The sequence below is a fragment of the Ruegeria sp. HKCCSA071 genome (assembly GCF_017872555.1).
Lineage (GTDB): Bacteria > Pseudomonadota > Alphaproteobacteria > Rhodobacterales > Rhodobacteraceae > Ruegeria.
Genome location: NZ_JAEDOX010000012.1, coordinates 38,290 through 62,334 on the forward strand (window position 1 = coordinate 38,290; position 24,045 = coordinate 62,334).

Here is a 24,045-nt window from a genome sequence, read left to right on the forward strand (position 1 = left end):
GAGCAGATGACATGAACAAGGCCCGCTCCAACCCGCTAAACACCTTCGCGATGCATGGTGCACTGATCTTCTATACGCTGATCGCACTGTTTCCGGTTTTTGTGATCCTGATCAACAGCTTCAAGACCCGCAAGGCGATCTTTCGCGAACCGCTGGCGCTGCCCGATGCCGACAGTTTTTCGATGATCGGGTATCAGACAGTGATGAAGCAGGGAGATTTCTTCCTTTATTTCCAGAACTCTCTGATTGTGACCGTTGCATCCCTGACTTTGATCCTGCTGTTTGGTGCAATGGCGGCTTATGCGCTGAGTGAGTACCGGTTCAAGGGCAACATGCTTATGGGTCTGTACCTGGCGCTTGGAATCATGATCCCGATCCGCATCGGCACTGTGGCCATCCTGGAAATGATGGTGGCGACCGGGCTGGTGAACACCCTGTGGGCGCTGATCCTTGTCTATACGGCGCAGGGCCTGCCCTTGGCGGTGTTCATCCTCAGCGAGTTCATGAAACAGGTGAGTGACGACCTCAAGAATGCGGGCCGCATTGACGGGCTAAGCGAATACACAATCTTCTTTCGGCTTGTGTTGCCGCTGGTGCGTCCGGCAATGGCAACGGTTGCCGTGTTCAACATGATCCCGATCTGGAACGATCTGTGGTTCCCGCTGATCCTGGCCCCTGCGGAAGAGACCAAGACACTGACGCTGGGCAGCCAGGTCTTCATCGGTCAGTTTGTGACAGACTGGAATGCGGTCTTGTCAGCCCTTTCAATGGCGATTCTGCCGGTGCTGATCCTCTATGTAATCTTCTCGCGACAGCTTATCCGCGGCATCACGTCAGGAGCGGTGAAATGACCCGCGTCCTGATCGCAGGCCTTGGAAATATGGGGCTGAGCCATGCGCTGGCACATCACCACCACCCGGACGCACAGATTGTCGGGCTGGTGAACCGATCCGGCCGCGTGGATCACCCTGATCTGACGCGCTATTCGGTGTATTCAAGTTTTGAGGCCGCTCTGACCGTAACCAAACCCGATCTGGTTGTGATCGCGACCTATTCGGACAGTCACGCGGATTACGCCTGCGCTGCGATGGAGGCGGGTGCGCATGTGTTTGTCGAAAAACCGCTGGCCACAAATGTTCCCGATGCGCGGCGTGTGGTCGAAACAGCGGCGCGTCTGAACCGTAAGCTGGTCGTGGGCTATATCCTGCGCCACCACCCATCCTGGATGCGTCTGATCGCCGAGGCTCGCACTCTGGGTGGCCCCTATGTGTTCCGTCTGAACCTGAATCAACAATCCTCAGGTCATGAGTGGGAGACGCACAAGGCCCTGATGCAGACCACTTCCCCCATCGTGGATTGTGGTGTGCATTATGTCGATGTGATGTGCCAGATCACCGATGCAAAACCCGTTCGCGTCCATGGCATGGGTCTGCGCCTGTCAGAAGAAATCGCACCTGACATGTACAATTACGGCCAGTTTCAGGTCGTGTTCGACGACGGATCGGTCGGGTGGTACGAGGCTGGCTGGGGTCCGATGATGTCCGAAACCGCGTTTTTTGTGAAGGACATCGTCTCGCCCAACGGGTCTGTTTCGATCACCGACGGAAACAAGGGCGCGTCCGCAGACATCGATGGTCACACCAAGGTTGGTGGTCTTCTGGTTCACACGCCGCAGGGCGACCGGACTATCGACATGCCTGATGAACCCGGCCATCAGGAACTGTGCGATGCTGAACAAGCCTATATGCTGCGCGCCATCGCCGAGGATATCGACCTGACCCGCCATATGTCCGACGCCGTACAATCCCTTGCTATCTGCCTGGCCGCTGATCAAAGCATCCGCACTGGCCAACCCGTTTCTCTTGAGGAGACCCGCCAATGACCGCCCTTTCGCTGAAAAACATTCATAAATCCTTTGGCAATGTAGAGGTTCTGAAGGACATCAATCTTGAGGTCGAGGACGGCGAGTTTGTGGTTTTTGTCGGCCCCTCCGGATGCGGAAAGTCCACTCTTCTGCGCGTTATTGCAGGGCTTGAAGACGCCACATCGGGCGAGATCAGAATTGCTGGCGAGCAGGTCAATCTGACCCCGCCCTCGAAACGTGGCATCGCCATGGTGTTCCAGAGCTACGCGCTTTATCCGCACCTGAATGTACGCGGCAACCTGACCCTTGCCCTGAAACAGGAACGCCAGGCAAAGGCCGTGATCGACGAGCGCGTCGCCGAGGCGAGCCGGATGCTGGGGTTGGAGCCCTATCTTGACCGCTATCCATCCGAACTGTCGGGGGGGCAGCGCCAGCGTGTTGCAATCGGTCGTGCCATCGTGCGCCAACCCAAGCTGTTTCTGTTCGACGAGCCGCTGTCCAATCTTGATGCTGCTTTGCGCATGAACACCCGGATCGAGATCGCAAATCTGCACAGGCAACTTTCGGCCTCGATGATCTACGTCACACACGATCAGACAGAAGCGATGACACTGGCCGACAAGATTGTGGTGCTGCGCGACGGACGGGTGGAACAGGTCGGCAGCCCCATGGAGCTGTACAACAACCCGGCAAACCGCTTTGTCGCCGGATTTCTGGGTTCACCGTCCATGAATTTTCTGCCGGCGGACAATCTGACCCCGGGCGATCCGCGCGAACTGGGGCTGCGACCGGAAGACATCCGCTTGGAAAGCGGTGGGCCGATCGCCGGCACCGTTTCGCATGTTGAGCAATTGGGCGGTGATACCAATGTCATTCTGCAAACCAGCAACGTGCCAATTACAGTCCGTTTGTTTGGCCAGCATGCAATTGCCCCGGGTGACGATGTACAATTCGGGTTTGATCCCAACCGCGCATATTATTTCGGGAATGACGGGCAAAGATTACAGTGACGGTAGTTTTTCTATCCCGTTCTGCGCCAGTTTGGTCCGGTTTGAGCGTGACCCAAAGAGTGCAAGCGCCGGAAGATGTGACCGGTTATCCAAGACTGTGGCGTGTGAACATGAATTGCCCGGATGGCAGGTTCGACCGGAAGTCAGCGGCACGACCGGGCAGCGCCTTGTAGAACTGACGCAAGCCGGGCTCGATGTCTTCAGCCAGTTCTTCGCACTGTTGGCACAAGGTCTTGACCAGACTGTTTGGGTGTCGATTTGTGATCGCCAAAATCAGCTCTGCATGTGCAGCCCTGAGATCCTGGAATGCCGCTGTTTTCAACAGGGTCTGATCGCCCACCAAAACAAAGACGGGTTCCGGGTTGGCTTTGCCTTTCAGATCAACATGCCCGGCCTCTAACATGGCCAGATCCCCCTGAGTGATTTTATGGACACCGTTTGAAACGACGATGTCGTAGTCGACCGTTCGACAGCATTGTTCGATCCGCGCTGAGACATTCACGACGTCGCCGATGACCGTATAGTTGAACCGTTTCTGCGATCCGATATTGCCGACGCAGGCCTGCCCGGTGGCAAGCCCCGTTGCCAGCGCGATAGGGGGGCGGTTTCGCATGATGTCGGATGCATTGAACTCTGCCAAAGCGCGCCGCATTTTCAGTGCGGCAAGTGCCGCCCGGCACGGGTGGTCAGCGACAGGCAGAGGCGCGTTCCAGAACGCCATAACGGCGTCGCCGATAAACTTGTCGATGGTTCCCCGTTCAGCCAGTATCTGGTCGCCGATACTGGAAAAAAGCGCATTCAGCAGCGAGACCAGTTCGGTGGCAGATGCGGATTCAGACAGAGGTGTAAAACCCCGGATGTCGGAAAACATCACTGTGATATCCTGCGTCTCGCCTCCCAATTGCAGCTGATGCCCGGTGGCTTCCATCTCATCAAGGATTTCCGGGGCGACGTAATGAGAAAAGACTTTCCGGATTTTGCGCTTTTCCCGTTCGCTGGACAGGAAAAGATACCCTGCCAGCAGCCCGAAATTGGCCATGCCACCGACAAGCGGAAATGTGGCGTCGAACAAAACCGACTGGTTTTGAAAGACCAGCCAACTCAATATCAGAACGGCGGCAGCGGCGACACCGCCTGCAATGAAAGATGCAACCGCACCAAAACTGGACATGACGGCAATCACGACAAGCCCGAGAAAGGCGAAGGCAAGCATTTCCTGCGCTGCGGTCACGTCCGAACGGCTTAGCATTTCGTTGGTCAGGACCTGTTCCAGCACCTGAGCATGAATTGAAACGCCGGGAACGCTCTCTCCAAGCGCTGTCTGATGCATATCGAATAAACCGGCGGCCGACGTTCCGATCAGGATGATCCGCCCCTCAACTTCCGCCCGAATGTCCGCATCATCCGAGCTTTTGAGGATATCGTTGGCCGAGATGTACAGTTCGGGCGCATCCCGCCGGTATCTCAGCCAAATCTCGCCGTTTTCTGTCGTTGGTATACGGTATCCCCCGACCTCAACCGCCAACATGATGCCTGTTTCGTCCTGCGCACCTTCGGCTACGATATTGGTTTCACCCAAGGCAACTCTCAGGGCTTCAATTGACAGACCCGGCAACAGCCCGTCCGGCCCGCGCCAAAGAACCGGCACGCGGCGCATGATACCGGTTCCCCCGATGGGCGAGACGTTGACGCCACCAATACCCGCAGCGGTCCGATCCAATGGAGGCGCAATTGGCGTCCAATGAGGAACTGAAATTAGACCCGCGGCGGGATTTTCCCCGAACTCAATGATACCTGCTTTTGCAGTGATGGGGTTTCCTTCCGCCGACAATCGTGCGGCAGTCCCAAGAACGACCGGCCAATAAGCGATTTCCATCCCAAGCAAGACATCATTATCGAGCTTTTGAGCGTGGCGTTCCACTGTGAGGACCCCTGCCAAAGATGGATCGTTCAGAAGACGCGAGGGCGAAAACCGGTCAGGTTCAGCGAACAACATATCAAATGCGATGGCCGCAGCACCGTATTCACCCAGGTTTTGAACCATCTGCGCCACCAGTGTTCGGGGCCAGGGCCATTGCCCCCAATTGGCCAGAGAGGCTTCGTCAATATCTACAACCCGTATGGGAAGTTCAGGATTGAACTCTCGCGGAGATGACCTTTGCAGAACGTCGAAATAGATCAGACGGGTCATTCGCACAGGATAAGGATCCATGACCCGGATGAAACAACCCACCAAGATCAGACACAATCCGACAAGGCGGAACGCCCATTTCCCTGTCTTGGTTTTGCGCTTTTCGTCGCTCACGTCGTTCTCCGGACAAGTGAGTCCATTTCCGCTTTTTCGACAACGCTACCGGAACAGCTCACTATTTGATTCTTGCTGCTCTGGAACTTCCTGACCTGGTTCCTCCCGATCAGGTTCTTCGGGTTCGGGTTCCGGTTCCGGTTCCTCCGGCTCCGGCTCAGGTTCCGGTTCTGGTTTTACATCTGGCTCTGGGTTTGACGGAGGTGCTGGCGGCGCCGCGACGCTGACTCGGCGCGGCTGGGGCGCAGTTCTGCGAATGTCGGCCCTGTCGACTTTGGCCTGTTGCACGGGCGCCCCTTCGCCAGAACACCCCTCAACCCGTACCTGCAAAGGAGGCAGCAGGCCTTCCTGCGACTGAATAAATGGGAACCCCTCTTTCAGTGCTTGATCATACTGTTCCTGATCAGCGGGCCGCCCGACTGTTCCGCCTCCACCGGTGGCATACATGCTGCACACGCGGCCTGTGGACCTGCAGGACCCTTGTGCACTGCACATTTGAACAGTTCCGTGCAGGACAAGCATTGCGCTTTGGGTTTGTGATACGACCCACATATCGAAGGTTGTGCCACGAACTGCCATTGTCGCTGTCGGGGTCTTGATCGAATAGGCTCTTTTTCTGCTTTTGCCTGAAATGAATCGAAAGCTGCCGCCCAAGGCCTGCACGGCGAAGCTTTTGGCCTTTCGGTTACCGCGCAGCATGGTCACATCCAAAACCATATGCGCATTGGGGCCTACGGCAATTTTGGTTTCATCCACAAATACGATCTGCACCAAACCGCTGTGGTCTGTAGAAATCGTATCGCCCGACACCACATCCATTCCTGAAATGACAGGCTGCGCGTTTCCGGCGCGAATGATCTGAGCGCCTTGCTTGGCGCTGATAACTGTCCCGATGTTGGCAAGGGCCTGCGCTGGCATGAGCGCGACAACAAATACAACCAACACAATCTTTAACCAAGTCAAACTAGAGCCCCTTCCCCCAACGGGTCTAAGTAAGCGCAAAGCGCGCCAAGCTCGATTTTTGCCCCAAAAAATGTGTTATTCTTATTCAAATAGTCAAAAATGCTAACGTTAAATATGCATTATGGCATGTATTTGTAGCAAGAGATTTTTTGATCGTGAATTTCTGCGTTAAGGCCGACGTGAGCCTCCCCACTTAACAGGCCGAAGTGCAGCCTCCATCAAATGAGAGCATTGGGCACCCGGCTCATCGCTTGCCCCGCGATGAGCCATGACGTTATGGGTGTGTTTAGCCGAAAATTCAGAGGAATTGTTCTGGCAACAATGCGTCAGGCATGTTCTGGTAACATACGGGTCTTAAAAACCGCCGGATTGACAATGTGCCGACAGAGGTAGCACCGAAATTGGTCGAAGCGGGGTAGGGGCCGCCATGCACCATGCTGTCGCAGACGTCGACGCCCGTGGGAAAGCCATTGGCCAGAACACGCCCGGCCTTGCGCTCGAGGATCGGCATCAGGGAACGCGCGGTGTCCAAGTCCGCATCATCCATATGCAGGGTGCAGGTCAGTTGACCTTGCAGACTGTGCGCGACGGCCCGCATTTCGTCAGGCGTTTCGGCGGTCACGATAACGCCCAGCGGGCCAAAAACCTCTTCACCAAGGGTTTCGTTTGCCAGCCAGTTCACAGCATTGGTGCGATACAGGTAAGGGGACGCGGTGCGTTGTTCACACATAGAGGTCAGAACCTCCTGCACACCTGCCGTGTTGGCGATCCTTGCCTGACCGGCTCGATAAGCGTCGGCGATGCCGTCGGTCAGCATGGTCTGCGCGGGTGTCTCTGACAGGGCGGTTCGCGCGGTCTCAGCGAAGTGGTCCGCTGCTGCACCCGACAGCATTACGGCGACCCCGGGGTTGGTACAGAACTGACCTGCACCCATGGTCAGCGACCCTGCCCAGTTCTGAGCAATATTGTCGCCCCGGTTCGTCAGCGCAGCATCGAGAACGAACATCGGGTTGACCGAGCCAAGTTCACCGAAAAACGGGATTGGTTCAGGACGCGCGGCACACAGATCGAACAGTGCCCGACCACCAGCCAATGAGCCAGTGAACCCGACAGCCCTGATCAGCGGGTGTTGCACCAAAGCGGAACCTACTGTCCGGTCACCCCCCTGAATCAGACTGAAAACACCGGGATGAATTTTGCAGCGTTCGATGGCAGCATGTATGGCCTCGGCTATGATCTCACCGGTGCCCGGATGGGCGCTGTGCCCTTTTACGACAACGGGGCACCCAGCAGCCAAGGCGGCCGCGGTGTCACCGCCTGCGGTTGAAAAGGCCAAAGGGAAATTCGAAGCACCGAATACGGCGACAGGGCCAATAGGGCGCTGGATCATTTTCAGATCCGGGCGCGGCAGCGGCGAGCGGTCTGGCAACGGGCCGTCGTGGCGCCGATCCAGATACTCACCACTCAGAATATGAGTGGCAAACAAGCGAAGTTGGCCCGATGTGCGACCCCGCTCTCCTTGCAGACGGGCCTCGGGCAGGCCGGTTTCCTGCGTGCCGATTTCAGTAATTGCCTCGGCGCGGGCTTCGATCTCATCCGCGATGGTATTCAGAAATGCCGCTCGGTCTTCCCGGGTCGAAAAACCATAGCTCCAGAACGCTTCTTCGGCAGCTTTTGCAGCCGCATCAACATCCTGAAAGCGCCCCACCGAAAAACGGTGCGACGGTCCAAAAGCGGGCTGTGACTGAAAAAACGTGTCACCTGAAAGCCAATTTCCAGCGATGAGGTGCTTGCCATGGGGGGAGCAGGTCATGAAGGTTCCATATTTTCGATTCTATGTTAATGGATAATGTATCCAATTTTGAGGGGCAATCAAGCGCCCTGTTAGGTCTCCTCCATGGCGCGTTTTGCTACGATCATTTCCAGCAACTGTTCCTTTGTTCGCCGGATGTGCCGCATCAGCATGTCACAGGCTTCGTCAACGTTCCCTGCTTGCGCCAGTTTCAACAGTTCTCGATGCTCTTTTTTCGCCGGTTCCCGCTGTTTCATCACGCTCAGATGCATTCGGACATAGCGGTCAGATTGCAGATTGACGCGATCCAGCAATTCATTTGTCAGTTTCCTCTGTGACGCCGCGTAGAGGGCGGAGTGATATTGATAGTTCAGGATCCCCCACTTCCCGACGTCATTCTCGTCATAAGACGCTTCCATCTGTGTCAATATCTCGTTGCATCGTGCGAAGTCGGCAGATGTCATCTGCGGAATGGCTCTGCGGAAAAGATCGACTTCAATAAGCATTCGAAGGTCGAATATTTCTCCGATTTCTTTCAGCGAGTGTTTGGTGACTGATCCGCCCCGATTATTGGCCCATTGAATCAGACCTTCAGCGTTCAGACGCTTTAGGGCTTCGCGGATGGGCATCCGCGATACGTCGTATTCCTCGGCCAGAGCTTCCTGGCGAATAGCTTCACCTTCGGCAAGTTCACCATTCAGTATCCGCTCACGAAGATCGTTCGCGATGACATCTGGTAGGCTTTGCTTGGTTATTGCGCGCTTTCCTGCCATGTTCTTCCTGCCACTTGTTTGGGTACAGCTACCGGTTACTGGCGGTTATTCCAAGCTAAGCCGCGGCTCGACCACTCGGAAAGCTGATTAAGGACACTCGGTCTATAATGCATCCAATATCCACGTTGATTCAACCCTGCTGAGACAGCGAGGTATGACCAAGTGCGAATGGGACCTTCTGTGACCGCCTTTCCCTGAGTGTGGGCGCGGCCAATGCACTGTTTAATCAGACACCCCAGGTGTCCGACAAACGATACCCGCCAGGCCAGGGGTCATCCGGGTCAAGCATGAGTTGATGAATGCCGGTGATCCAGCCGCGCCCACTGATTTCGGGGACAATCGCGGCGCGGCCCGCCACTTCGGTGGTATCGACAATCCGGCCGGTGAACCGTGATCCGATGATCGAAACCGCCTCGAATGTCTGACCCGGCGACATCAACCCTTTTGCAGCCATCAGCGCCATGCGTGCGGAAACCGCTGTACCCGTAGGCGACCGATCAACCTTGCCGGGCCGGATCGCCACGGCAGATTTTCCGGTCAATCCGGTTTCGGTCTGGCTCAGCGGGCCGCAGAAAGCACAGAATGAGATATGGTCCCAATCCGGGTTTTCAGGATGCGAAAACCCAAGCTGTTCATTGGCTGCATTGGTGATCTTCACCCCCAATCGGGCAATGTCACGGGCCTCATGTTCGACAATTTCGAATCCCAATGCCTTTGCATCGACCACGACAAAACTGTCACCCCCATAAGCAGTATCAACCATGATCGTATCCAATCCGGGCACCTCAAGCGGGACGGACAGTTTATCGGCAAAGCTGGGCAGGTTCTGCACGAAAATGCGTTGCGCTTTGCCACCGCTGCATTCTGCCCGGACATGAACCAGCCCGCCCGGGGCCTCAAGCACCATATGAGTTTCGGGTTCCTGCATCGGAATGATCCCGCCATCCAGCAATACGGTTGAAACACATATCGAGTTCGAGCCGGACATGGGCGGTGTGTCTTCGGGTTCCATAATGATGAAAGCCGCGTCCGCCTTGGGGTGTTTCGGGGGCACCAGAAGATTTACATGACGGAAAACACCGCCCCGAGGTTCGTTCAGAACGAAGTTGCGCAGCGTCTGGTCGCCGGCGACAAAGCTGCGCTGTTCCCACAAGGTGTCGCCCGGTGGCGGGGCGACGCCCCCAACGATAACATCCCCTACTTCGCCTTCTGCATGGGCTGAAATGACATGAACGGTTTTGCTGCTTCGCATCGGAACTCTCAATATTGTGCGACAGGCTCGCCCAGAGCGTCAAAAATCGGTGTAACACCCAGACCCGGACGGGCGGGTGCGGTCATCCGGCCGTTGACACGCTTTGGCGCACCCTCGGCAATGTCCACCGTGCCGTAAGAGTTGAAATCCGTGGCAGAGAATGTGAATTCGGACGGCGTTGAACGGGCCAGATGTGCGATGGCTGCCGTGGTGATGTCACCGCCCCAGGTGTCTTCGATCGTCATGGGGATGCCGTGCGCCACGCAGAGGTCACGCATAAGACGGGCTTTGGTCAACCCTCCGACTTTCGAGATTTTCAGGTTGATCACATCCATTGCGTCTTCTGCAATGCCGCGGACCAGCGTGTTGGGGGTGTCGATCACCTCGTCCATCACAAAAGGCAACGCGGTGCGGCGGCGGATCGACACGCATTCCTCATAGGTCAGGCAAGGCTGTTCCACATAGACATCCAGACCCGAAATCGCGCCCACCACGCGTGCGGCCTCGTGCCGGGTCCAGCCGGTATTGGCGTCCGCAACCAGCAGGTCCGACTTTTTCAGAACGGCGCGGGTGGCGTGGATACGGTCAATGTCGTCATTGGCCTCGCCACCCACCTTGAGCTGAAACTTGGTGTAGCCTTCGGCGGCATAGCCTTCGATCTTTTTGGCCATGATCTCAGGTGCTTCCTGACTGATCGCGCGATAAAGCACCACATCGTCCTGCGCAGCGCCCCCCAGCAAGGTGTAAAGCGGCTGTTCCGTGGCCTTGCCCAGCAGATCCCAGCAGGCGATATCCACCGGAGCCTTGGCATAGGGATGGCCCCGCAAGGCCGCATCCATCGTGCGGTTGATCTGACCGATATTCAGTGGGTCCTGCCCGATCAAACGCGGGGCCAGTTCTGCAAGCCCGGCTCGGACGCCGAGCGCGAAAGACGGCAGATAGGCCGAGCCAAGCGGGCAGCATTCTGCATAGCCCTTCAACCCCTCATCCGTGATGATTTCCAGAACGGTGCTGTCAAACACTTCGACAAAATTGCCGTTGGACCAGCTATAGCGGCCTTCTTTCAGCGGCAGATCGACCTGATATACGTTCAGCCCGGTGATTTTCATAAGGTGTTCTCCAGATTAGAAGCGTGTGGATGAGAAAGGTGACATATCGAGCACCGGCTTGGCGTCAGTGACCAGATCAGCCACCAGTTCGGCCGTGCCTGCGGATTGGGTCAGCCCCAGATGACCATGGCCAAAGGCATAAAGCACCTCTGGTGCGCGCGAAGATCGGTCAATCACTGGCAGGCTGTCGGGCAGTGACGGGCGAAAGCCCATCCATTGCGTGCCGCCCTCTAGGTTAAGGTCTGGCATGAAGCGCCCGGCCTTGGCCAGCAACGTGTCAGCGCGCCGGTAATTCGGGGCCAGCTTCAATCCACCCAGTTCGACCGCGCCACCGATGCGCACGCCGCCGTTGATCCGGGTTACCACAAACCCATGCCCCCCAAAGGTCAGATGCGTGCGCAGGTCAAAAGCGCCTTCGGGCAGGGTCGTGTTATAACCCCGTTCGGTCTCAAGCGGGATATGATCCCCTAGGGATTTGGCCAGTTGGTGTGACCAGGCTCCGGCGGCGACAATCACCTGACCTGCCGAAATGTCGCCGTTGTCCGTGTCAAGGCGCACGCCATCATCGGTTGGTTTCAGTGCCGTGATCTCCGCGATCTTTACCTGTCCACCGTGCGCGATGAACTGTGCCGCCAGATGCTCGGTCCAGTGGGCCGGGTCGACGGTATTCATCCATGTCGGGGTAAAACCCGCATGGGTGAATCGCCGGTTCAGTCCGGGTTGAATTTCGGCAATAGCATTCGGACTGTCCAGAAGATCAAACGGGATGCCATGGTCCTTGCGCAGGTCCCAAGTGGGCAGGCTGGCACGGAATTCGCTCTCACTCTCGAACAACTGCAACTGGCCTTGGCGCTGCATCAGCGCCTCGCCGTCAACATACGCGATTTGGCGCTCCAGCGCGGCGCGGCTGTGGTTCATCAGCGCGGCCTGTGCGGACAGTGAGGCAGCATAACGATCTCGCCAACTGGCCCGCCAGAACCGGAGCATCCACGGTGCAATACTCAGCGCATAAGCGGGCGGGATCGACAAAGGCCCCAGCGGATCAAGCAGCCATTTCGGCGCTTTGCGCATGATCCCCGGGGTTGCAAGCGGCACGATATCTGTAAAGGCAAAGGCCCCGGCATTGCCCTTTGACGCCCCGGCTGCGACGCCTTCACGGTCCAGCACCAGCACGTTCCTGCCGCGCTTTTGCAGTTCCAGCGCAGCGCTGATGCCAATGATGCCAGCACCGATCACAACTATGTCCGTCTTGGTATCATGCTGCATGGTTATAGGTTCTCAAATCGTGCTGGGGGGTCGGGGACCGAACAGCGTCTGTCCCCGGACTTGATTTCAAAACGCGATGCCATCTCGGAACGGATCATTCGGCGCGAAAACCAATCTGGCTTCCGCCATGATATGTGCCTGCCCGGTCAGGGTGGGAATGACACCCCCGTTCGGGCCGGGTTGGTAGCTCAGCACATAGGGGCTGCCGATCACGCTTTCCTGCACAATCTCTTCCCCCGCTTCCAGCGCCCCGTTTGCCGCCAGACAGGCGAGGCGCGCCGAACTGCCAGTACCGCAGGGCGACCGGTCATATTGATTGTCCGGGCACAGTACAAAGTTGCGGCTGTGAACATCCTTGTTGGGGGATTGATCCTGTAGGATCACGTGGTCGACCAGTTCCCCGTTTTCACCACGCACCCCCTGTGCGATGCAGGCTTGACGTATGGCTATGGTCAAATCGGTCAACGCACGAATGTTTCCCGGGTTCACCGGGATCGGGCTGGGATCAACAATGAAGAACCAATTCCCACCGTATGCAAGATCGCCGGTGATTGACCCATGGCCGTCAACCTCAATCTGCACAGCTGCCCGCACGCGCCGGCTCTCGACATTTGTGACGCGCACGGTATTGGCGTCCAGCAACTCCACCGAGATGACCCCGACCGGCGTTTCCACCCGGTGCGTGCCGGGCCGGATCCGACCCATATGGGCCAGAGTGACACTCAAACCGATGGTGCCATGCCCGCACATGCCCAGAACGGCATCCGCATCGAAATAGATCACGCCGGTCTCACATCCAGAATCTTCGGGCGCGACCAGAAGCGCCCCCACCATACCGGGCTGCCCACGCGGTTCCAACAAGATGGATTTGTAGAACGCCTCATGCTCGGTGGCCAAGCGTCGTGCACGCTCGGCCAGTGGGCCGGACCCCAGATCGGGGCCGCCGTCGAGGATCACCCGCGTAGGCATTCCTCCGGTGTGACTGTCAATCACATGCATTCAGCAATGACCCCGCCTTGGCCGGACCAATCGGTAAACCAAGTGCGGAACAGGTGGTATTGCTGTTCGCAATAGTTGCGCTGGGCATCCGTCAACTCGTCGGTTTCGTTGAAGTGCAAACGGTATTCCTCTTCGCCGTTTAGGACCAGCAGGTGTTTGTAATACAGTACCAGATCGGTGCCCTCGTCAAAGCTGGCCAGCACACCAAAGGCTTCTTCCAGTTCCCGCGCGCGAAGGCGGGCCTCGGCATGACCGGCAGCTGCTTTCTGACACAGGGCCGCCAGCAGAAGTGCCTCCTTAGGCAAAGCAGTGCCGATCCCCGTGATCGAGCCGGTGGCGCCGCAATTGACGAAGCCATGGTAGACCTCGGTGTCCACACCAACCATCAGTGTAACCTGATCATCTTTCGAGGTAATGTGTTCCGCCGCATAGCGCAGATCGCTTTTGCCGCCGAATTCCTTGAACCCAACAAGGTTCGGATGATCTGCACGCAATTCCAGGAACAGATCGGCGCGCGTCGCAAAGCCGTAAACCGGGCTGTTATAGATGATTGCCGGGATATCAGGTGCAGCCGACAGGATCGCTTTGAAATGGTTACGCTGCGCCGCGATGGACGATCCACGCGACAATACACGCGGGATCACCATAAGCCCTGCCGCACCAACCTTTTGCGCATGCGCGGCAAGCGCCACGGCGGATTTCGAATTTATCGCACCGGTGCCGACGACAACGGGCAGTCCGGCCGCGACCAGACGTTCGACACCTTCCATCCGTTCGGCATCCGACAAGAGAGGCCAGTCGCCCATCGAGCCGCAATAGACTACGGCAGACATGCCCGCTGCGATCATTTCCTTGCCCTTTTTCACCAGCGCGTCGAAATCCGGTGTCCGGTCCGGTTTGCAGGGGGTCATCAGGGCTGGCATGGTGCCGGTGAAGATATTCTGGGACATGAAGGTGACCTTCCTAATTGTTTTGGGGCGGGGGCTCTTATCGCACATTCGCCAGGAATTTGCGGGTGTGTTCGGATTGGGCTTCGCTAAAAATCTGGGCGGGCGGGCCGATCTCTTCCATCACGCCCTGATGAAAAAAAGCAACCCGGTCTGATACATCACGAGCGAAACCCATCTCATGCGTGACACAAATCATCGTCATCCCTTCTTCGGCCAAAAGCCGCATCGTGTCGAGTACTTCGCCCACCAGTTCAGGATCCAGCGCCGAGGTTGCTTCGTCAAACAGCATGTATTCCGGCTCCATCGCCAGCGCGCGGGCAATGGCAAGTCGCTGCTGCTGACCACCCGATAAGGACGAAGGGAAGACGTTCAGCTTCTCGCCCAACCCTACATGGGTCAACTGCTTTGCGGCAATGTCACGCGCCTCGTCCCTCGACTTGCCTTTGACAATCTTCGGGGCCAAAGCAACGTTTTCCAGTGCTGTCAGATGCGGAAAGCTGTTCCATTGCTGGAACACCATCCCCAGCTTTGTGCGCAGCTTGTTGATGTCGGTGCCTTTTGCATGAACATCAATGCCATCAACCCGGACCGATCCCTGCTGGATCGGTTCCAGCCCGTTGATGCAATAGAGAAGGGTCGATTTTCCGGAGCCTGACGCGCCAATCACCGACAAAACTTCTCCTTTCTGCACATCCAGATCGATGCCTTTCAGCACATGCAGCGATCCAAAATACTTGTGCAGGTCGCGTATTTCGATCATTGGGCCCACCTTTTTTCTAGCGACGCAGAATAACGCGAAATCGGATAGCTGAGCGCGAAATAGAACGCACCAGCGATTGTCAGGATCAGGAACGGTTCCTGCGTGCGGGTGATCAGGATTTGGCTGGCCTTCAGCAGCTCGACATAGCCCAGAACCGAGACCAGCGCGCTGTCCTTCATCACACCCAGCGCGACCCCAACCCAAGCGGGGAACACCGCGCGCCCACCGATCGGGAAGACGACATAGCGCAGATCCTGCCAATAGGTCATGCCCAGACTGCGCGCGGCGCGACGCATCGGATCACCGACGGCCTCAATCCCGCCGCGCGCCACATTCGCAACCAGTGCTGCCGTATAGATGGACAGGATCACCACGCCTGAAGCAAACGGGTCCAGATTGAGCCCGACAATAGGTGCAAAGTTATAAAACAGCACCAGCTGGATGATCAGAGGGACCGACCGGAAAATATCCAGAACCGGAGCCAACGTCAGGGTCGCTGCCAGTTTGCCCTCGTACAGAAGCCATCCGCACACCACGCCAATGACCGTTCCTATGGAAATCGAAAGTACTGAAATCCAGAGCGTTCGCAGCGCGGCTTCGCCCAGAAACCACAGATCGTTGATGTTGAAGCCGCTGAAGAAGCTGACAGTGGGTTGCATCTGTGCCTCCTTCAGTAGCGGAAAAGCCGGGACGCCAGCAGGCGCGAGGCAAGAAGGATGATTTTGACGATCACGTAATAAATGACCGCGGTGACGGCAAAATATTCAAAGATGCGGAAAGTGCGCGAGGCAAAGAACTGCGTCTCGCCCGACAGCTCCCGGAAGCCGACCAGCATGCCCAGCGAGGACATCAAAACAGCCCAGACCATCTGGTTCGTGATCGGATGATAGACAATGCGAAACACCTGTGGGATCACGACGCGTGTGTAGGCCTGCCAGGCGGTCATGCCCAGCGATCGCGACGCGCGTAACTGTGTCTCGGGGACGGCCTGAAAGCCGCCGCGAAAGTTTTCAGCCAGATAACCGGCGCAATTGAATGTCAGTCCGGCCAGCACGATGAAGTACGGCGACAGATGCAGGCCAAAGGCACCAAGCCCGAAGCCGAAAAAGAATAGCTGGAACAACGCCGGAGTATTACGCGCCAGTTCGACCCAGGCTGAGGCGAACCAGTAAAGCGGCCCTTTCAGGTGCAGTCGCGTCAGCGCCAGACAAAGCCCGATGATGATGCCAAGGACCATTGCCAGCACGGCAACCTGTATCGTCAGCAGCGATGCTTCAAGCAGGTCCGGTAGGCTTTTCATCACTGGCCGCCAATGGAAGTTATAGTCGAACACGGGTGTTCCTCGCGCAATCTACCGGTCCTTTCGCCCGGCCATAGCCGGACGAAAGCATGGAGCAGGAAAGGGTCAGTACATTACGCCGGGAATGCGCAGCTCGGGGGCTTCGCCACCGACATATTTACCCCAATGCTCCTGATAGCGGCCCGAACGCACCTGGTGGGTCACGAACAGGTTCAGGAAGTTCAGCCAGGTGACATCTTCACGCTTGCCGACAACCGAAGTGTAGTCGGTGGTCCATGGCATACGAGGACCGGCAACAACAGTGTCATATTGCTGGGTAATCGGCAGCACGGCAGTGTTTGTGGTAATGCCAATATCGGCCTTGCCCTGAGCTACCGCCAGGAACACTTCGTTTTCGGATTGATAGCCCTGGTAATTGCCTTCTTCACCCCATTCGGCGGCGATCTTCAGCCATTCCTGCTCGGGTACCGTGCCGATCGCGGCAGCCACGCGCTTGCCGCGGATATCCTCGAAGGTTTCAATGCTGCTTTCCGCGTTCACCACACCCTGCGCATAATAGATGGCGTAAGGAATGGTAAAGCCCACGGTCCGCGCCCGTTCGAGGCTGTCCGAGGTTGCTCCGAACACAACGTCTGCGCGTCCGGTGACGATCACTGGCAGGCGTTCGGCCCAGGTCAACGGCAGGATTTCGGCCTCAACTTCAAGGGCGGCGGCCAGATCATTGCAGTATTCCACGTCAAAACCCGCCGGTTCGTTGTTGGCGTCGCGATATCCGATCGGCGGAAAGTCCAACACTACACCGCAGCGCAATGTCCCGCGGTCAACGACATCGTCCAGCGTGTCCGCCATCGCAGGAACCGTGGAGATAGTGGTGAGGGCCGCCAGTGCGGCGAGTTTCTTGAGCATGTGATCCTCCCTGAATCAATCAATACGCAGAGGAGTAACGGATATTGTATCCAACATCCAGTATTTTGTTTTGACCTCGACGACCTTCTTGTGGTGACAAGGACATCTTGGAGTGGTGATGGTCTTGAAAAGACTGACTTACCGCGCCCGTAAGGGGTGCGTTATCGTCGTGAGGCGAATTTCAGCCGGTAAGACCGCCTGACACTTCCAATCAAGCGGTAATGGGGTTCCTTATAGAGAACCGCATTGGCGACCACTGAGGTCAAGTGCGCTGGTTCAGGTTCTGACGGCCTGCAATTCTTCGAGCAGATCCAGAAGTTGATCCAACTTTTCCTGTCCCATTTGTGCCTCGATGTTGCCGGTGATCGCAAGCGAAGCCGCTAGGTTGTCCGTAAGAATAGATCGGCCTGCATTGGTGATCGTGACCATGGTGCGACGTTTGTCATCACTATCCCGACGGCGTGAAATCTGGCCTTCGGCCTCCATCGTTCGCAGGATGCGCGTCACACTAGGAAGAAGCAGACATGCCTCGTGAGCGATTGTGCTTTGCTCCACTTCACCAAGCTCATCTAGCACACGCAAGACGCGCCATTTCTGTTCGGTCAGATGAATGCTTTGCAGCATATCCCGGATCGGGGACATGACGGTTTCCCGCGCGCGCAACAGTGCGATTGGAAGGGAGCGGGCGGTGCTTTTGATGTGGCTTTGCGTGGTCATGCGGTTTTCTAGAATGCTGCAATGGCAATTGCAAAGATTAACAAGGCAATCTCTTGACGTGCGGCTTTGTGAATAATAAACATGTTAACTAAATACGCAGAAAGGGAAGGCTATGCCGCATTTCCACGTCGAGTATTCCGGCAATCTGGAAGACAAGATCGACATGGACGGTCTGTGCGAATGCATACGGGCCACCGCTGCAGGGGTTGAGGCGTTTCCTATGGCCGGAATTCGTGTTCGGGCTACGCGGGTTGATCACTATGCCATCGCTGACGGCAACCCGGCGCACGGGTTTGTCGATATCTCGATCCGCCTGAGAGCGGGCCGGCCTAAGGATGTCAAACGGGACGCCACGCAGCGCATTTTTGAGGCGGTTGAGGCCTATCTGTCCCCCGCCTTCACCGGACATTCCATCGCTCTCTCGCTTGAGATGCGTGACATTGACCCAGACCTTTCGCCCAAGACCGGCACGATCCGGCACCATTTGGGCGCCACCAACCAGGAGACCTGATCCATGAGCGCACTGGGTACGAATATCGAGAAGCTGGCGGGCTTTCTGGTCCGGTTTAAGGAAACTGGCATCAAAAACCGGATCGCGGGCGAAGATCGCGACGGTTCCGCAGGGGTGTTCCAATCCACATCTCCCGTCGACAAGTCGGTGATCTGCGATGTCGCCCATGGCACTGCCGAGGATATCGACGCTGCCGCCAATGCCGCTCATGCCGCATTTTCCGATTGGCGTGACAAGCCTGCCACTGAGCGCCGCCGCATCTTGCTGAACGTTGCCGATGCGATCGAGGCCCGTGCCGAGGAAATTGCGCTGTGTGAATGCTGGGACACGGGCCAGACCCTGCGCTTTATGTCCAAGGCCGCACTGCGGGGGGCCGAGAACTTCCGGTATTTCGCGGATCAGGTGGTCCAGGCGCGGGACGGTCAGCACCTGAAGTCGCCGACCCTGATGAACATCACCACGCGCGTTCCGATTGGTCCGGTGGGCGTGATCACGCCGTGGAACACGCCGTTCATGCTGTCGACATGGAAGATCGCGCCAGCTTTGGCCGCCGGGTGCACCGTGGTTCACAAACCGGCCGAAGATTCTCCGCTGTCCGCTCGCCTGCTGGTGGAGATCGCCGAAGAGGCCGGGCTGCCCAAGGGGGTGTTGAACACCGTGAACGGGTTCGGCCCCGATGCGGGTAAAGCGTTGACGGAACATCCGTTGATCAAGGCGATTGCCTTTGTCGGTGAAAGCCGCACCGGCAGCCTTATCACCAAGCAAGGTGCCGATACGCTCAAGCGGATGCATCTGGAACTGGGCGGCAAGAACCCGGTTATCGTGTTCGACGACGCCGATCTCGACCGGGCGCTGGATGCGGTGATCTTCATGATCTACTCGATCAATGGTGAGCGCTGCACGTCATCCTCGCGCCTGCTGGTGCAGGACACCATCAAAGACGCGTTCGAGGCCAGGCTGATCGAACGGGTCAACACCATCAAGGTCGGCCATCCGCTGGATCCTGCGACCGAGATCGGGCCACTGGTGACCGAGGAGCACTATAACAAAGTGACTTCCTATTTTGACATCGCCAAAGAAGACGGTGCGACTGTCGCCGCCGGGGGTGTCAAGGTTGGCGACACAGGGTATTTCATTCGCCCAACCCTGTTTACCGATGCCAATAACCAGATGCGTATCGCGCGCGAAGAGATTTTCGGCCCGGTTCTGACCTCGATCCCGTTCTCGACCGAGGACGAGGCGCTGCAGATCGCCAACGACACACCATACGGTCTGACCGGCTATGTTTGGACCAATGACCTGACCCGCGCCTTGCGGCTCACCGACAAGCTTGAAGCCGGGATGATCTGGGTGAACTCGGAAAACGTCCGCCACCTGCCCACGCCGTTCGGTGGCGTCAAGGCATCCGGTATCGGCCGCGACGGCGGCGACTGGAGCTTCGAGTTTTACATGGAACAAAAGCATATCGGATTCGCAACTGGCCAACACAAAATCATGCAATTGGGCCAGTGAAACCGGCAGGAGGCCGCGGTACGCTGACGTCGGTACACACGAGGAGGAACTGTCATGGGAAAGATCGTACAAGCCGCAAAGATCACGCATGTGCCAAGTATCTGGATGTCCCACACGATGCCGAAATATAAGGGCATCCGGCAGTCTGCCATTGATGGGTATGCGCGCCTGCGCCAGGACGCGATAGATCGCGAGGTCGAGACCTTTCTTGTTTTCGACACCCATTGGATCACCAATCAGGGGTTTCACCTGAATACCAAAGAGCACCACAAAGGTCGCTTCATCAGTCATGAACTGCCGCATATGCTAGCGGATATGGAGTTTGACTATCGCGGCGACCACGCATTGGGCGAAACCATCCTTGATGTTTTGCGCGAGCGCGGCGAGCGGGCACTTGGCCATTCGCACCCCGATATGGGAATGGAGTACGGCACACTTCTGCCTATGCATTTCATTAACGATGGATTGAATGCCAGGGTTTTGCCCGTTGCAGTCAACCAGTTCTCGTCGATCCAGGAAAACCGCGTCTGGGGCGAGGCCATTGCCGAAGGTATCCGGCGTTCCGACCGGAACGTTTCCATACTGGCATCCGGCTCACTCAGCCATGATTTCACACCGAATGAACGCTCAGTTGAAGGGCTCAATGCGGTGAACGGTGAATTTAATCGCCAGATGGATATGCGTGTTCTGGAGCTTTGGGAACAGGGAAGGTTTGAAGAGTTTCTTGAGATGCTTCCGGACTATGCAAAGAAATGTACAGGCGAATGTGCAATGAATGACACCGCTTTGCTGTTTGGAGCACTGGGTTGGGGCAGCTACAAGGGTGAGATCGACATCTACACCCCGTATTTCGGCAGCTCTGGCACGGGTCAGGCAAATGTCAGCTTTTCGGTGTGAACCGGACAATCGAACACTAAGATTCAGTGGCGATCCCGTCACAAAGGAAAGTCAATAAATGAACTGGGACGCGTTTTCGCATTGGGGTCAGCACATCTCGAAATGGGCGGCCGACTATCACAGAACTCTTGCCGAGCGCCCTGTTCGCGCACAGACAAAACCAGGACAAATCGCTGCCCAGCTAATGGTATCGCCCCCCGAGAGTGGCGAGCCGATGGAAGCCATCATGGCCGATTTCGAACGGATTGTGATGCCGGGTATTACACATTGGCAACATCCCCGGTTCTTTGCCTATTTCCCCGCCAACGCAGCGCCCCCGTCGATGCTGGCTGAAATGCTGGTGACCACAATCGCGGCGCAATGCATGTTGTGGCAGACCTCGCCAGCTGCGACCGAGGTCGAAGGTGTCATGGTCGATTGGCTGCGGCAGGCGCTTGGGTTGCCCGAAGGTATGACCGGAGTTATTCAGGACAGTGCATCATCCGCCACGTTGTCGGCCGTTCTGACCATGCGGGAACGGGCCACAGGGTTTACCGGAAACCGCGAAGGCCTGAACGCCAAGGGCGCACTGCGCATCTACTGCTCGGATCAGGTGCATTCATCGATTGATCGGGCTTGCTGGGTTGCGGGGATCGGTCAGGACAATCTGGTGAAACTACCTACAGGTGGTCCGACCTTTGCGATTGATACTGGGGCTCTAGATACCGCAATTCAGGGTGATATCGCCGCCGGACATATTCCCGCCGGTATCATTGCAATCACGGGCGGTACCGGTGTCGGGGCCTGCGATGATCTGGTAGCGGTCGCTGAGATTGCGCAAAAATATGACCTCTACACACATCTTGACGCGGCCTGGGCGGGGTCGGCGATGATCTGCCCTGAGTTTCGAGAGGCCCTTTGGCCGGGAGTGGACCGTTACGACAGCATTGTCTTCAACCCACATAAATGGATGGGGGCGCAGTTCGATTGCGCGATCCAGTTTCTGCGGGACGCCGCGCCACAGCTCAACACGCTTAAGATCGAACCGGAATACCTCAAGACCACCGGGGCAGAGGTGACGAATTATTCAGAATGGACCATCCCCTTGGGTCGACGGTTCCGGGCACTAAAGATCTGGTTCTTGTTGCGCTCTTATGGTCTCGACGGGTTGCGGGACCGTATTCGCAACCATGTACTTTGGGCCAATGAAGTTGCAGAAAAGATCGGTGCGATAGAGGGGTTTGAGATCACCACCGGCCCGATCCTAAGCCTGTTTTCCTTTCGCTGTCCGGGGGATGACGCCGCGCAGCAGCGGCTGGTGGATGCGTTGAATGACGATGGCCGAATTTACCTGACGCAAGGCATGTTCGATGGCCGCAAGATCATCCGCTTTCAGGTCGGGCAATTCGATACAACGCGCGAAGACGTGCTGATGGCGGCGGATGTCATCCGCGATGTCTGGGAGAGCCTGCTATGAAGTTCGCAACATTCAGTGCTGCAGGGGATACCTTCTTTGGCGCGATTACCGATGATGGCGCAATCGCTCTGAACAGTGATTTTCCCGGGCTTTCCAGCCTGTATGAGGTTATCGCTGCCGGTGAGTTTGGCCGGTTGGCTGCGGTGGCCGAGGGCAAGCCTGTGACCCATTCGGATTTCACCTATGAAATGGTGATGCCGGATGCCCGCCGCATTCTGTGCGTCGGCGTGAACTTCCCGGACAGGAATGCGGAATACAAGGATGGCAGCGCGCAGCCGGAAAATATGTCACTGTTCCCGCGCTTTGCCAGCGGCTTTACCGGCCACAACCGCCCGCTGATCCGTCCGCCGGAAAACCACACGCTGGATTACGAGGGCGAAGTGGCCATTGTGATCGGCAAGGCGGGCCGCCGGATTTCGCAGGACGAAGCCTATGACCACATCGCCGCTTTGACGCTGTGCAACGAAGGCACGATCCGCGATTGGGTGCGCCATGCCAAGTTCAACGTGACTCAGGGCAAGAACTGGGACAATTCAGGGTCGATCGGCCCGTGGCTGGTGCCCTTCACCGATCCGGCGCAATTAGATAACGCCCGCATTCAGACCCGCGTCAATGGTGAATTGCGCCAGGACGACACCCTTGACCGCATGATGTTCCCGATCCGACGCGAGATCGAGTATATCTCGACCTTTATGACGCTGAAACCGGGTGACATTATCGTAACCGGTACTCCTACGGGAGCGGGTGCGCGCTTTGACCCGCCAAAATATCTTGCACCGGGTGACGTGGTCGAGGTTTCTGTCGAAGGTATCGGCGCCCTGCGCAACACAGTCGAGGATGAGAAGGCATGACACCCGAAGAGCATGCCCGCGCGGCAGCCGACCTGCTTCAGGCTGAACGCACCGGCGAACAGATCGGTCTGCTGAGCCTGCGCCACCCCGAGATGAATATGGACGACGCCTATGAGGTGCAGAACGCCATCTTTCGCCAGAAACTGGCCGAGGGGCGCAAGATCATCGGGTGGAAGATCGGTCTGACGTCGAAAGCGATGCAATATGCGCTGAACATCGATATTCCCGACAGCGGCATCCTGTTTGATGATATGGCGTTTGAAAACGGTGGTACGGTTCCTGCGGGCCGTTTCATCCAGCCCCGGATCGAGGCTGAAATCGCCTTTGTCATGAAATCCGCAGTCGGTGGCGAGAATGTCAGCCGCGACGATATCGTATCCGCCACGGACTACGTCTCACCGGCGATTGAAATTCTGGACACACGTATTCAGCGTCAGGACCCCGAGACTGGCAAGGTCCGAACCGTCTTTGACACAATCAGCGACAATGCGGCCAATGCGGGCATTGTGCTGGGCTCCGAGCGTCATGCGATCGACACGTTCGACCTGCGCTGGGTTGGCGCGTTGACCTTCCGCAACGGTGAGATTGAGGAAACCGGCCTAGGGGCCGGCGTATTGAATGATCCTGTCGAAAGTGTTGTCTGGCTGGCCCGGCGCATGGCGCAATATGGTCAAAGTATTGAACCCGGGCAGGTTATTTTGTCTGGCAGTTTTATCCGTCCTGTCGAGTGCCCCCCGGGCACAGAAATTCACACGGATTTCGGGCCGTTCGGCGCGGTCGATATCAACTTTGCCTGAAAGGCTGTCTCTCGGAACGCCGTCAGGACAGCATTGAAGGCTGGAAGCCTGCTGA

The 24,045-nt window shown here is 57.2% G+C and carries 23 protein-coding genes; 9 read left to right on the forward strand and 14 right to left on the reverse strand.

Annotated elements, in window-relative coordinates:
• Positions 1-11: 11 nt before the first annotated feature.
• From I9188_RS17150 to I9188_RS17160, 3 genes are read left to right on the forward strand one after another with little or no spacing between them, the layout of a single operon-like run.
• Positions 12-851 carry a carbohydrate ABC transporter permease gene (locus I9188_RS17150; protein WP_209507525.1) on the forward strand — a complete coding sequence of 280 codons (840 nt, stop codon included), beginning with the start codon at positions 12-14 and terminating at the stop codon, positions 849-851.
• Positions 848-1,882, forward strand: a complete 1,035-nt coding sequence (locus I9188_RS17155) for a Gfo/Idh/MocA family oxidoreductase (RefSeq protein ID WP_209507526.1) — start codon at positions 848-850, stop codon at positions 1,880-1,882. Before I9188_RS17150 ends, I9188_RS17155 begins: the two co-directional genes overlap by 4 nt.
• Entirely contained in the window at positions 1,879-2,874 is a 996-nt protein-coding gene (locus tag I9188_RS17160) for an ABC transporter ATP-binding protein (RefSeq protein WP_209507527.1), read from the forward strand. The genes I9188_RS17155 and I9188_RS17160 overlap by 4 nt, the downstream gene beginning before the upstream one ends.
• An 85-nt stretch (positions 2,875-2,959) precedes the next feature.
• On the opposite strand, the gene I9188_RS17165 is transcribed toward I9188_RS17160, so the two are convergent.
• The 14 genes from I9188_RS17165 to hpaR form a co-directional block, all read right to left on the reverse strand.
• Complete coding sequence (locus tag I9188_RS17165) at positions 2,960-5,179, reverse strand: adenylate/guanylate cyclase domain-containing protein (RefSeq protein ID WP_348540351.1); 2,220 nt, start codon at positions 5,177-5,179, stop codon at positions 2,960-2,962.
• A 45-nt stretch (positions 5,180-5,224) separates the two neighbouring features.
• Positions 5,225-6,142, reverse strand: a complete 918-nt coding sequence (locus tag I9188_RS17170) for a FecR domain-containing protein (protein WP_245220693.1) — start codon at positions 6,140-6,142, stop codon at positions 5,225-5,227.
• A gap of 298 nt (positions 6,143-6,440) precedes the next feature.
• Positions 6,441-7,955, reverse strand: a complete 1,515-nt coding sequence (locus tag I9188_RS17175) for an aldehyde dehydrogenase (NADP(+)) (RefSeq protein ID WP_209507528.1) — start codon at positions 7,953-7,955, stop codon at positions 6,441-6,443.
• A gap of 71 nt (positions 7,956-8,026) precedes the next feature.
• Positions 8,027-8,707, reverse strand: a complete 681-nt coding sequence (locus tag I9188_RS17180; RefSeq protein WP_209507529.1) for a GntR family transcriptional regulator — start codon at positions 8,705-8,707, stop codon at positions 8,027-8,029.
• 226 nt (positions 8,708-8,933) lie between these two features.
• Positions 8,934-9,959, reverse strand: coding sequence for a proline racemase family protein (locus I9188_RS17185; RefSeq protein WP_209507530.1), 1,026 nt, complete (start codon positions 9,957-9,959; stop codon positions 8,934-8,936).
• A gap of 8 nt (positions 9,960-9,967) precedes the next feature.
• A complete protein-coding gene (locus I9188_RS17190) occupies positions 9,968-11,068 on the reverse strand; it encodes a cis-3-hydroxy-L-proline dehydratase (RefSeq protein ID WP_209507531.1) in 1,101 nt (366 codons plus the stop codon).
• Between the two features lie 15 nt (positions 11,069-11,083).
• Positions 11,084-12,334: an FAD-binding oxidoreductase gene (locus I9188_RS17195; protein ID WP_209507532.1), complete on the reverse strand. Its 1,251-nt coding sequence runs from the start codon at positions 12,332-12,334 to the stop codon at positions 11,084-11,086.
• A 66-nt stretch (positions 12,335-12,400) separates the two neighbouring features.
• Entirely contained in the window at positions 12,401-13,333 is a 933-nt protein-coding gene (locus I9188_RS17200; RefSeq protein WP_209507533.1) for a proline racemase family protein, read from the reverse strand.
• On the reverse strand, positions 13,324-14,283 hold the full coding sequence (locus tag I9188_RS17205; RefSeq protein ID WP_209507534.1) for a dihydrodipicolinate synthase family protein: 960 nt from the start codon (positions 14,281-14,283) through the stop codon (positions 13,324-13,326). Before I9188_RS17205 ends, I9188_RS17200 begins: the two co-directional genes overlap by 10 nt.
• Before the next feature lie 37 nt (positions 14,284-14,320).
• On the reverse strand, positions 14,321-15,043 hold the full coding sequence (locus I9188_RS17210; RefSeq protein ID WP_209507535.1) for an amino acid ABC transporter ATP-binding protein: 723 nt from the start codon (positions 15,041-15,043) through the stop codon (positions 14,321-14,323).
• Positions 15,040-15,702, reverse strand: coding sequence for an amino acid ABC transporter permease (locus I9188_RS17215; RefSeq protein WP_209507536.1), 663 nt, complete (start codon positions 15,700-15,702; stop codon positions 15,040-15,042). Before I9188_RS17215 ends, I9188_RS17210 begins: the two co-directional genes overlap by 4 nt.
• Positions 15,703-15,713: 11 nt before the next feature.
• Positions 15,714-16,343, reverse strand: a complete 630-nt coding sequence (locus I9188_RS17220; protein ID WP_245220694.1) for an amino acid ABC transporter permease — start codon at positions 16,341-16,343, stop codon at positions 15,714-15,716.
• A gap of 105 nt (positions 16,344-16,448) precedes the next feature.
• A complete protein-coding gene (locus I9188_RS17225) occupies positions 16,449-17,249 on the reverse strand; it encodes a transporter substrate-binding domain-containing protein (protein ID WP_209507538.1) in 801 nt (266 codons plus the stop codon).
• 276 nt (positions 17,250-17,525) lie between these two features.
• Positions 17,526-17,966 (reverse strand): homoprotocatechuate degradation operon regulator HpaR, encoded by a 441-nt coding sequence (gene hpaR, locus I9188_RS17230; protein WP_209507539.1) that lies wholly within the window; start codon positions 17,964-17,966, stop codon positions 17,526-17,528.
• A gap of 112 nt (positions 17,967-18,078) precedes the next feature.
• Between hpaR and I9188_RS17235 the strand changes: the two genes are divergently transcribed.
• The 6 genes from I9188_RS17235 to hpaH are packed head-to-tail and all read left to right on the forward strand — an operon-like array spanning position 18,079 to position 23,990.
• Positions 18,079-18,477, forward strand: a complete 399-nt coding sequence (locus I9188_RS17235; RefSeq protein WP_209507540.1) for a 5-carboxymethyl-2-hydroxymuconate Delta-isomerase — start codon at positions 18,079-18,081, stop codon at positions 18,475-18,477.
• Between the two features lie 3 nt (positions 18,478-18,480).
• The gene (gene hpaE, locus I9188_RS17240) at positions 18,481-19,989 is read left to right on the forward strand and encodes a 5-carboxymethyl-2-hydroxymuconate semialdehyde dehydrogenase (RefSeq protein ID WP_209507541.1); all 1,509 of its coding nucleotides are present in this window, start codon (positions 18,481-18,483) and stop codon (positions 19,987-19,989) included.
• 54 nt (positions 19,990-20,043) lie between these two features.
• A complete protein-coding gene (gene hpaD / locus I9188_RS17245) occupies positions 20,044-20,886 on the forward strand; it encodes a 3,4-dihydroxyphenylacetate 2,3-dioxygenase (protein WP_209507542.1) in 843 nt (280 codons plus the stop codon).
• 58 nt (positions 20,887-20,944) lie between these two features.
• Positions 20,945-22,342: a pyridoxal-dependent decarboxylase gene (locus I9188_RS17250; protein ID WP_209507543.1), complete on the forward strand. Its 1,398-nt coding sequence runs from the start codon at positions 20,945-20,947 to the stop codon at positions 22,340-22,342.
• Positions 22,339-23,193: a fumarylacetoacetate hydrolase family protein gene (locus tag I9188_RS17255; protein ID WP_209507544.1), complete on the forward strand. Its 855-nt coding sequence runs from the start codon at positions 22,339-22,341 to the stop codon at positions 23,191-23,193. Before I9188_RS17250 ends, I9188_RS17255 begins: the two co-directional genes overlap by 4 nt.
• On the forward strand, positions 23,190-23,990 hold the full coding sequence (gene hpaH, locus I9188_RS17260; RefSeq protein WP_209507545.1) for a 2-oxo-hept-4-ene-1,7-dioate hydratase: 801 nt from the start codon (positions 23,190-23,192) through the stop codon (positions 23,988-23,990). Before I9188_RS17255 ends, hpaH begins: the two co-directional genes overlap by 4 nt.
• Positions 23,991-24,045: the final 55 nt, after the last annotated feature.

Excerpts from the sequence above, each read along its gene's own strand:
- I9188_RS17190 (WP_209507531.1), bottom strand. The coding sequence starts at position 11,068 with ATGAAAATCACCGGGCTGAACGTATATCAGGTCGATCTGCCGCTGAAA.
- I9188_RS17180 (WP_209507529.1), bottom strand. The coding sequence starts at position 8,707 with ATGGCAGGAAAGCGCGCAATAACCAAGCAAAGCCTACCAGATGTCATC.
- I9188_RS17235 (WP_209507540.1), top strand. The coding sequence starts at position 18,079 with ATGCCGCATTTCCACGTCGAGTATTCCGGCAATCTGGAAGACAAGATC.
- I9188_RS17225 (WP_209507538.1), bottom strand. The coding sequence starts at position 17,249 with ATGCTCAAGAAACTCGCCGCACTGGCGGCCCTCACCACTATCTCCACG.
- I9188_RS17255 (WP_209507544.1), top strand. The coding sequence starts at position 22,339 with ATGAAGTTCGCAACATTCAGTGCTGCAGGGGATACCTTCTTTGGCGCG.
- hpaD (WP_209507542.1), top strand. The coding sequence starts at position 20,044 with ATGGGAAAGATCGTACAAGCCGCAAAGATCACGCATGTGCCAAGTATC.
- hpaH (WP_209507545.1), top strand. The coding sequence starts at position 23,190 with ATGACACCCGAAGAGCATGCCCGCGCGGCAGCCGACCTGCTTCAGGCT.
- I9188_RS17205 (WP_209507534.1), bottom strand. The coding sequence starts at position 14,283 with ATGTCCCAGAATATCTTCACCGGCACCATGCCAGCCCTGATGACCCCC.
- I9188_RS17185 (WP_209507530.1), bottom strand. The coding sequence starts at position 9,959 with ATGCGAAGCAGCAAAACCGTTCATGTCATTTCAGCCCATGCAGAAGGC.
- I9188_RS17150 (WP_209507525.1), top strand. The coding sequence starts at position 12 with ATGAACAAGGCCCGCTCCAACCCGCTAAACACCTTCGCGATGCATGGT.
- I9188_RS17160 (WP_209507527.1), top strand. The coding sequence starts at position 1,879 with ATGACCGCCCTTTCGCTGAAAAACATTCATAAATCCTTTGGCAATGTA.
- hpaE (WP_209507541.1), top strand. The coding sequence starts at position 18,481 with ATGAGCGCACTGGGTACGAATATCGAGAAGCTGGCGGGCTTTCTGGTC.
- I9188_RS17200 (WP_209507533.1), bottom strand. The coding sequence starts at position 13,333 with ATGCATGTGATTGACAGTCACACCGGAGGAATGCCTACGCGGGTGATC.
- I9188_RS17210 (WP_209507535.1), bottom strand. The coding sequence starts at position 15,043 with ATGATCGAAATACGCGACCTGCACAAGTATTTTGGATCGCTGCATGTG.
- I9188_RS17175 (WP_209507528.1), bottom strand. The coding sequence starts at position 7,955 with ATGACCTGCTCCCCCCATGGCAAGCACCTCATCGCTGGAAATTGGCTT.
- hpaR (WP_209507539.1), bottom strand. The coding sequence starts at position 17,966 with ATGACCACGCAAAGCCACATCAAAAGCACCGCCCGCTCCCTTCCAATC.
- I9188_RS17215 (WP_209507536.1), bottom strand. The coding sequence starts at position 15,702 with ATGCAACCCACTGTCAGCTTCTTCAGCGGCTTCAACATCAACGATCTG.
- I9188_RS17220 (WP_245220694.1), bottom strand. The coding sequence starts at position 16,343 with ATGAAAAGCCTACCGGACCTGCTTGAAGCATCGCTGCTGACGATACAG.
- I9188_RS17250 (WP_209507543.1), top strand. The coding sequence starts at position 20,945 with ATGAACTGGGACGCGTTTTCGCATTGGGGTCAGCACATCTCGAAATGG.
- I9188_RS17195 (WP_209507532.1), bottom strand. The coding sequence starts at position 12,334 with ATGCAGCATGATACCAAGACGGACATAGTTGTGATCGGTGCTGGCATC.
- I9188_RS17155 (WP_209507526.1), top strand. The coding sequence starts at position 848 with ATGACCCGCGTCCTGATCGCAGGCCTTGGAAATATGGGGCTGAGCCAT.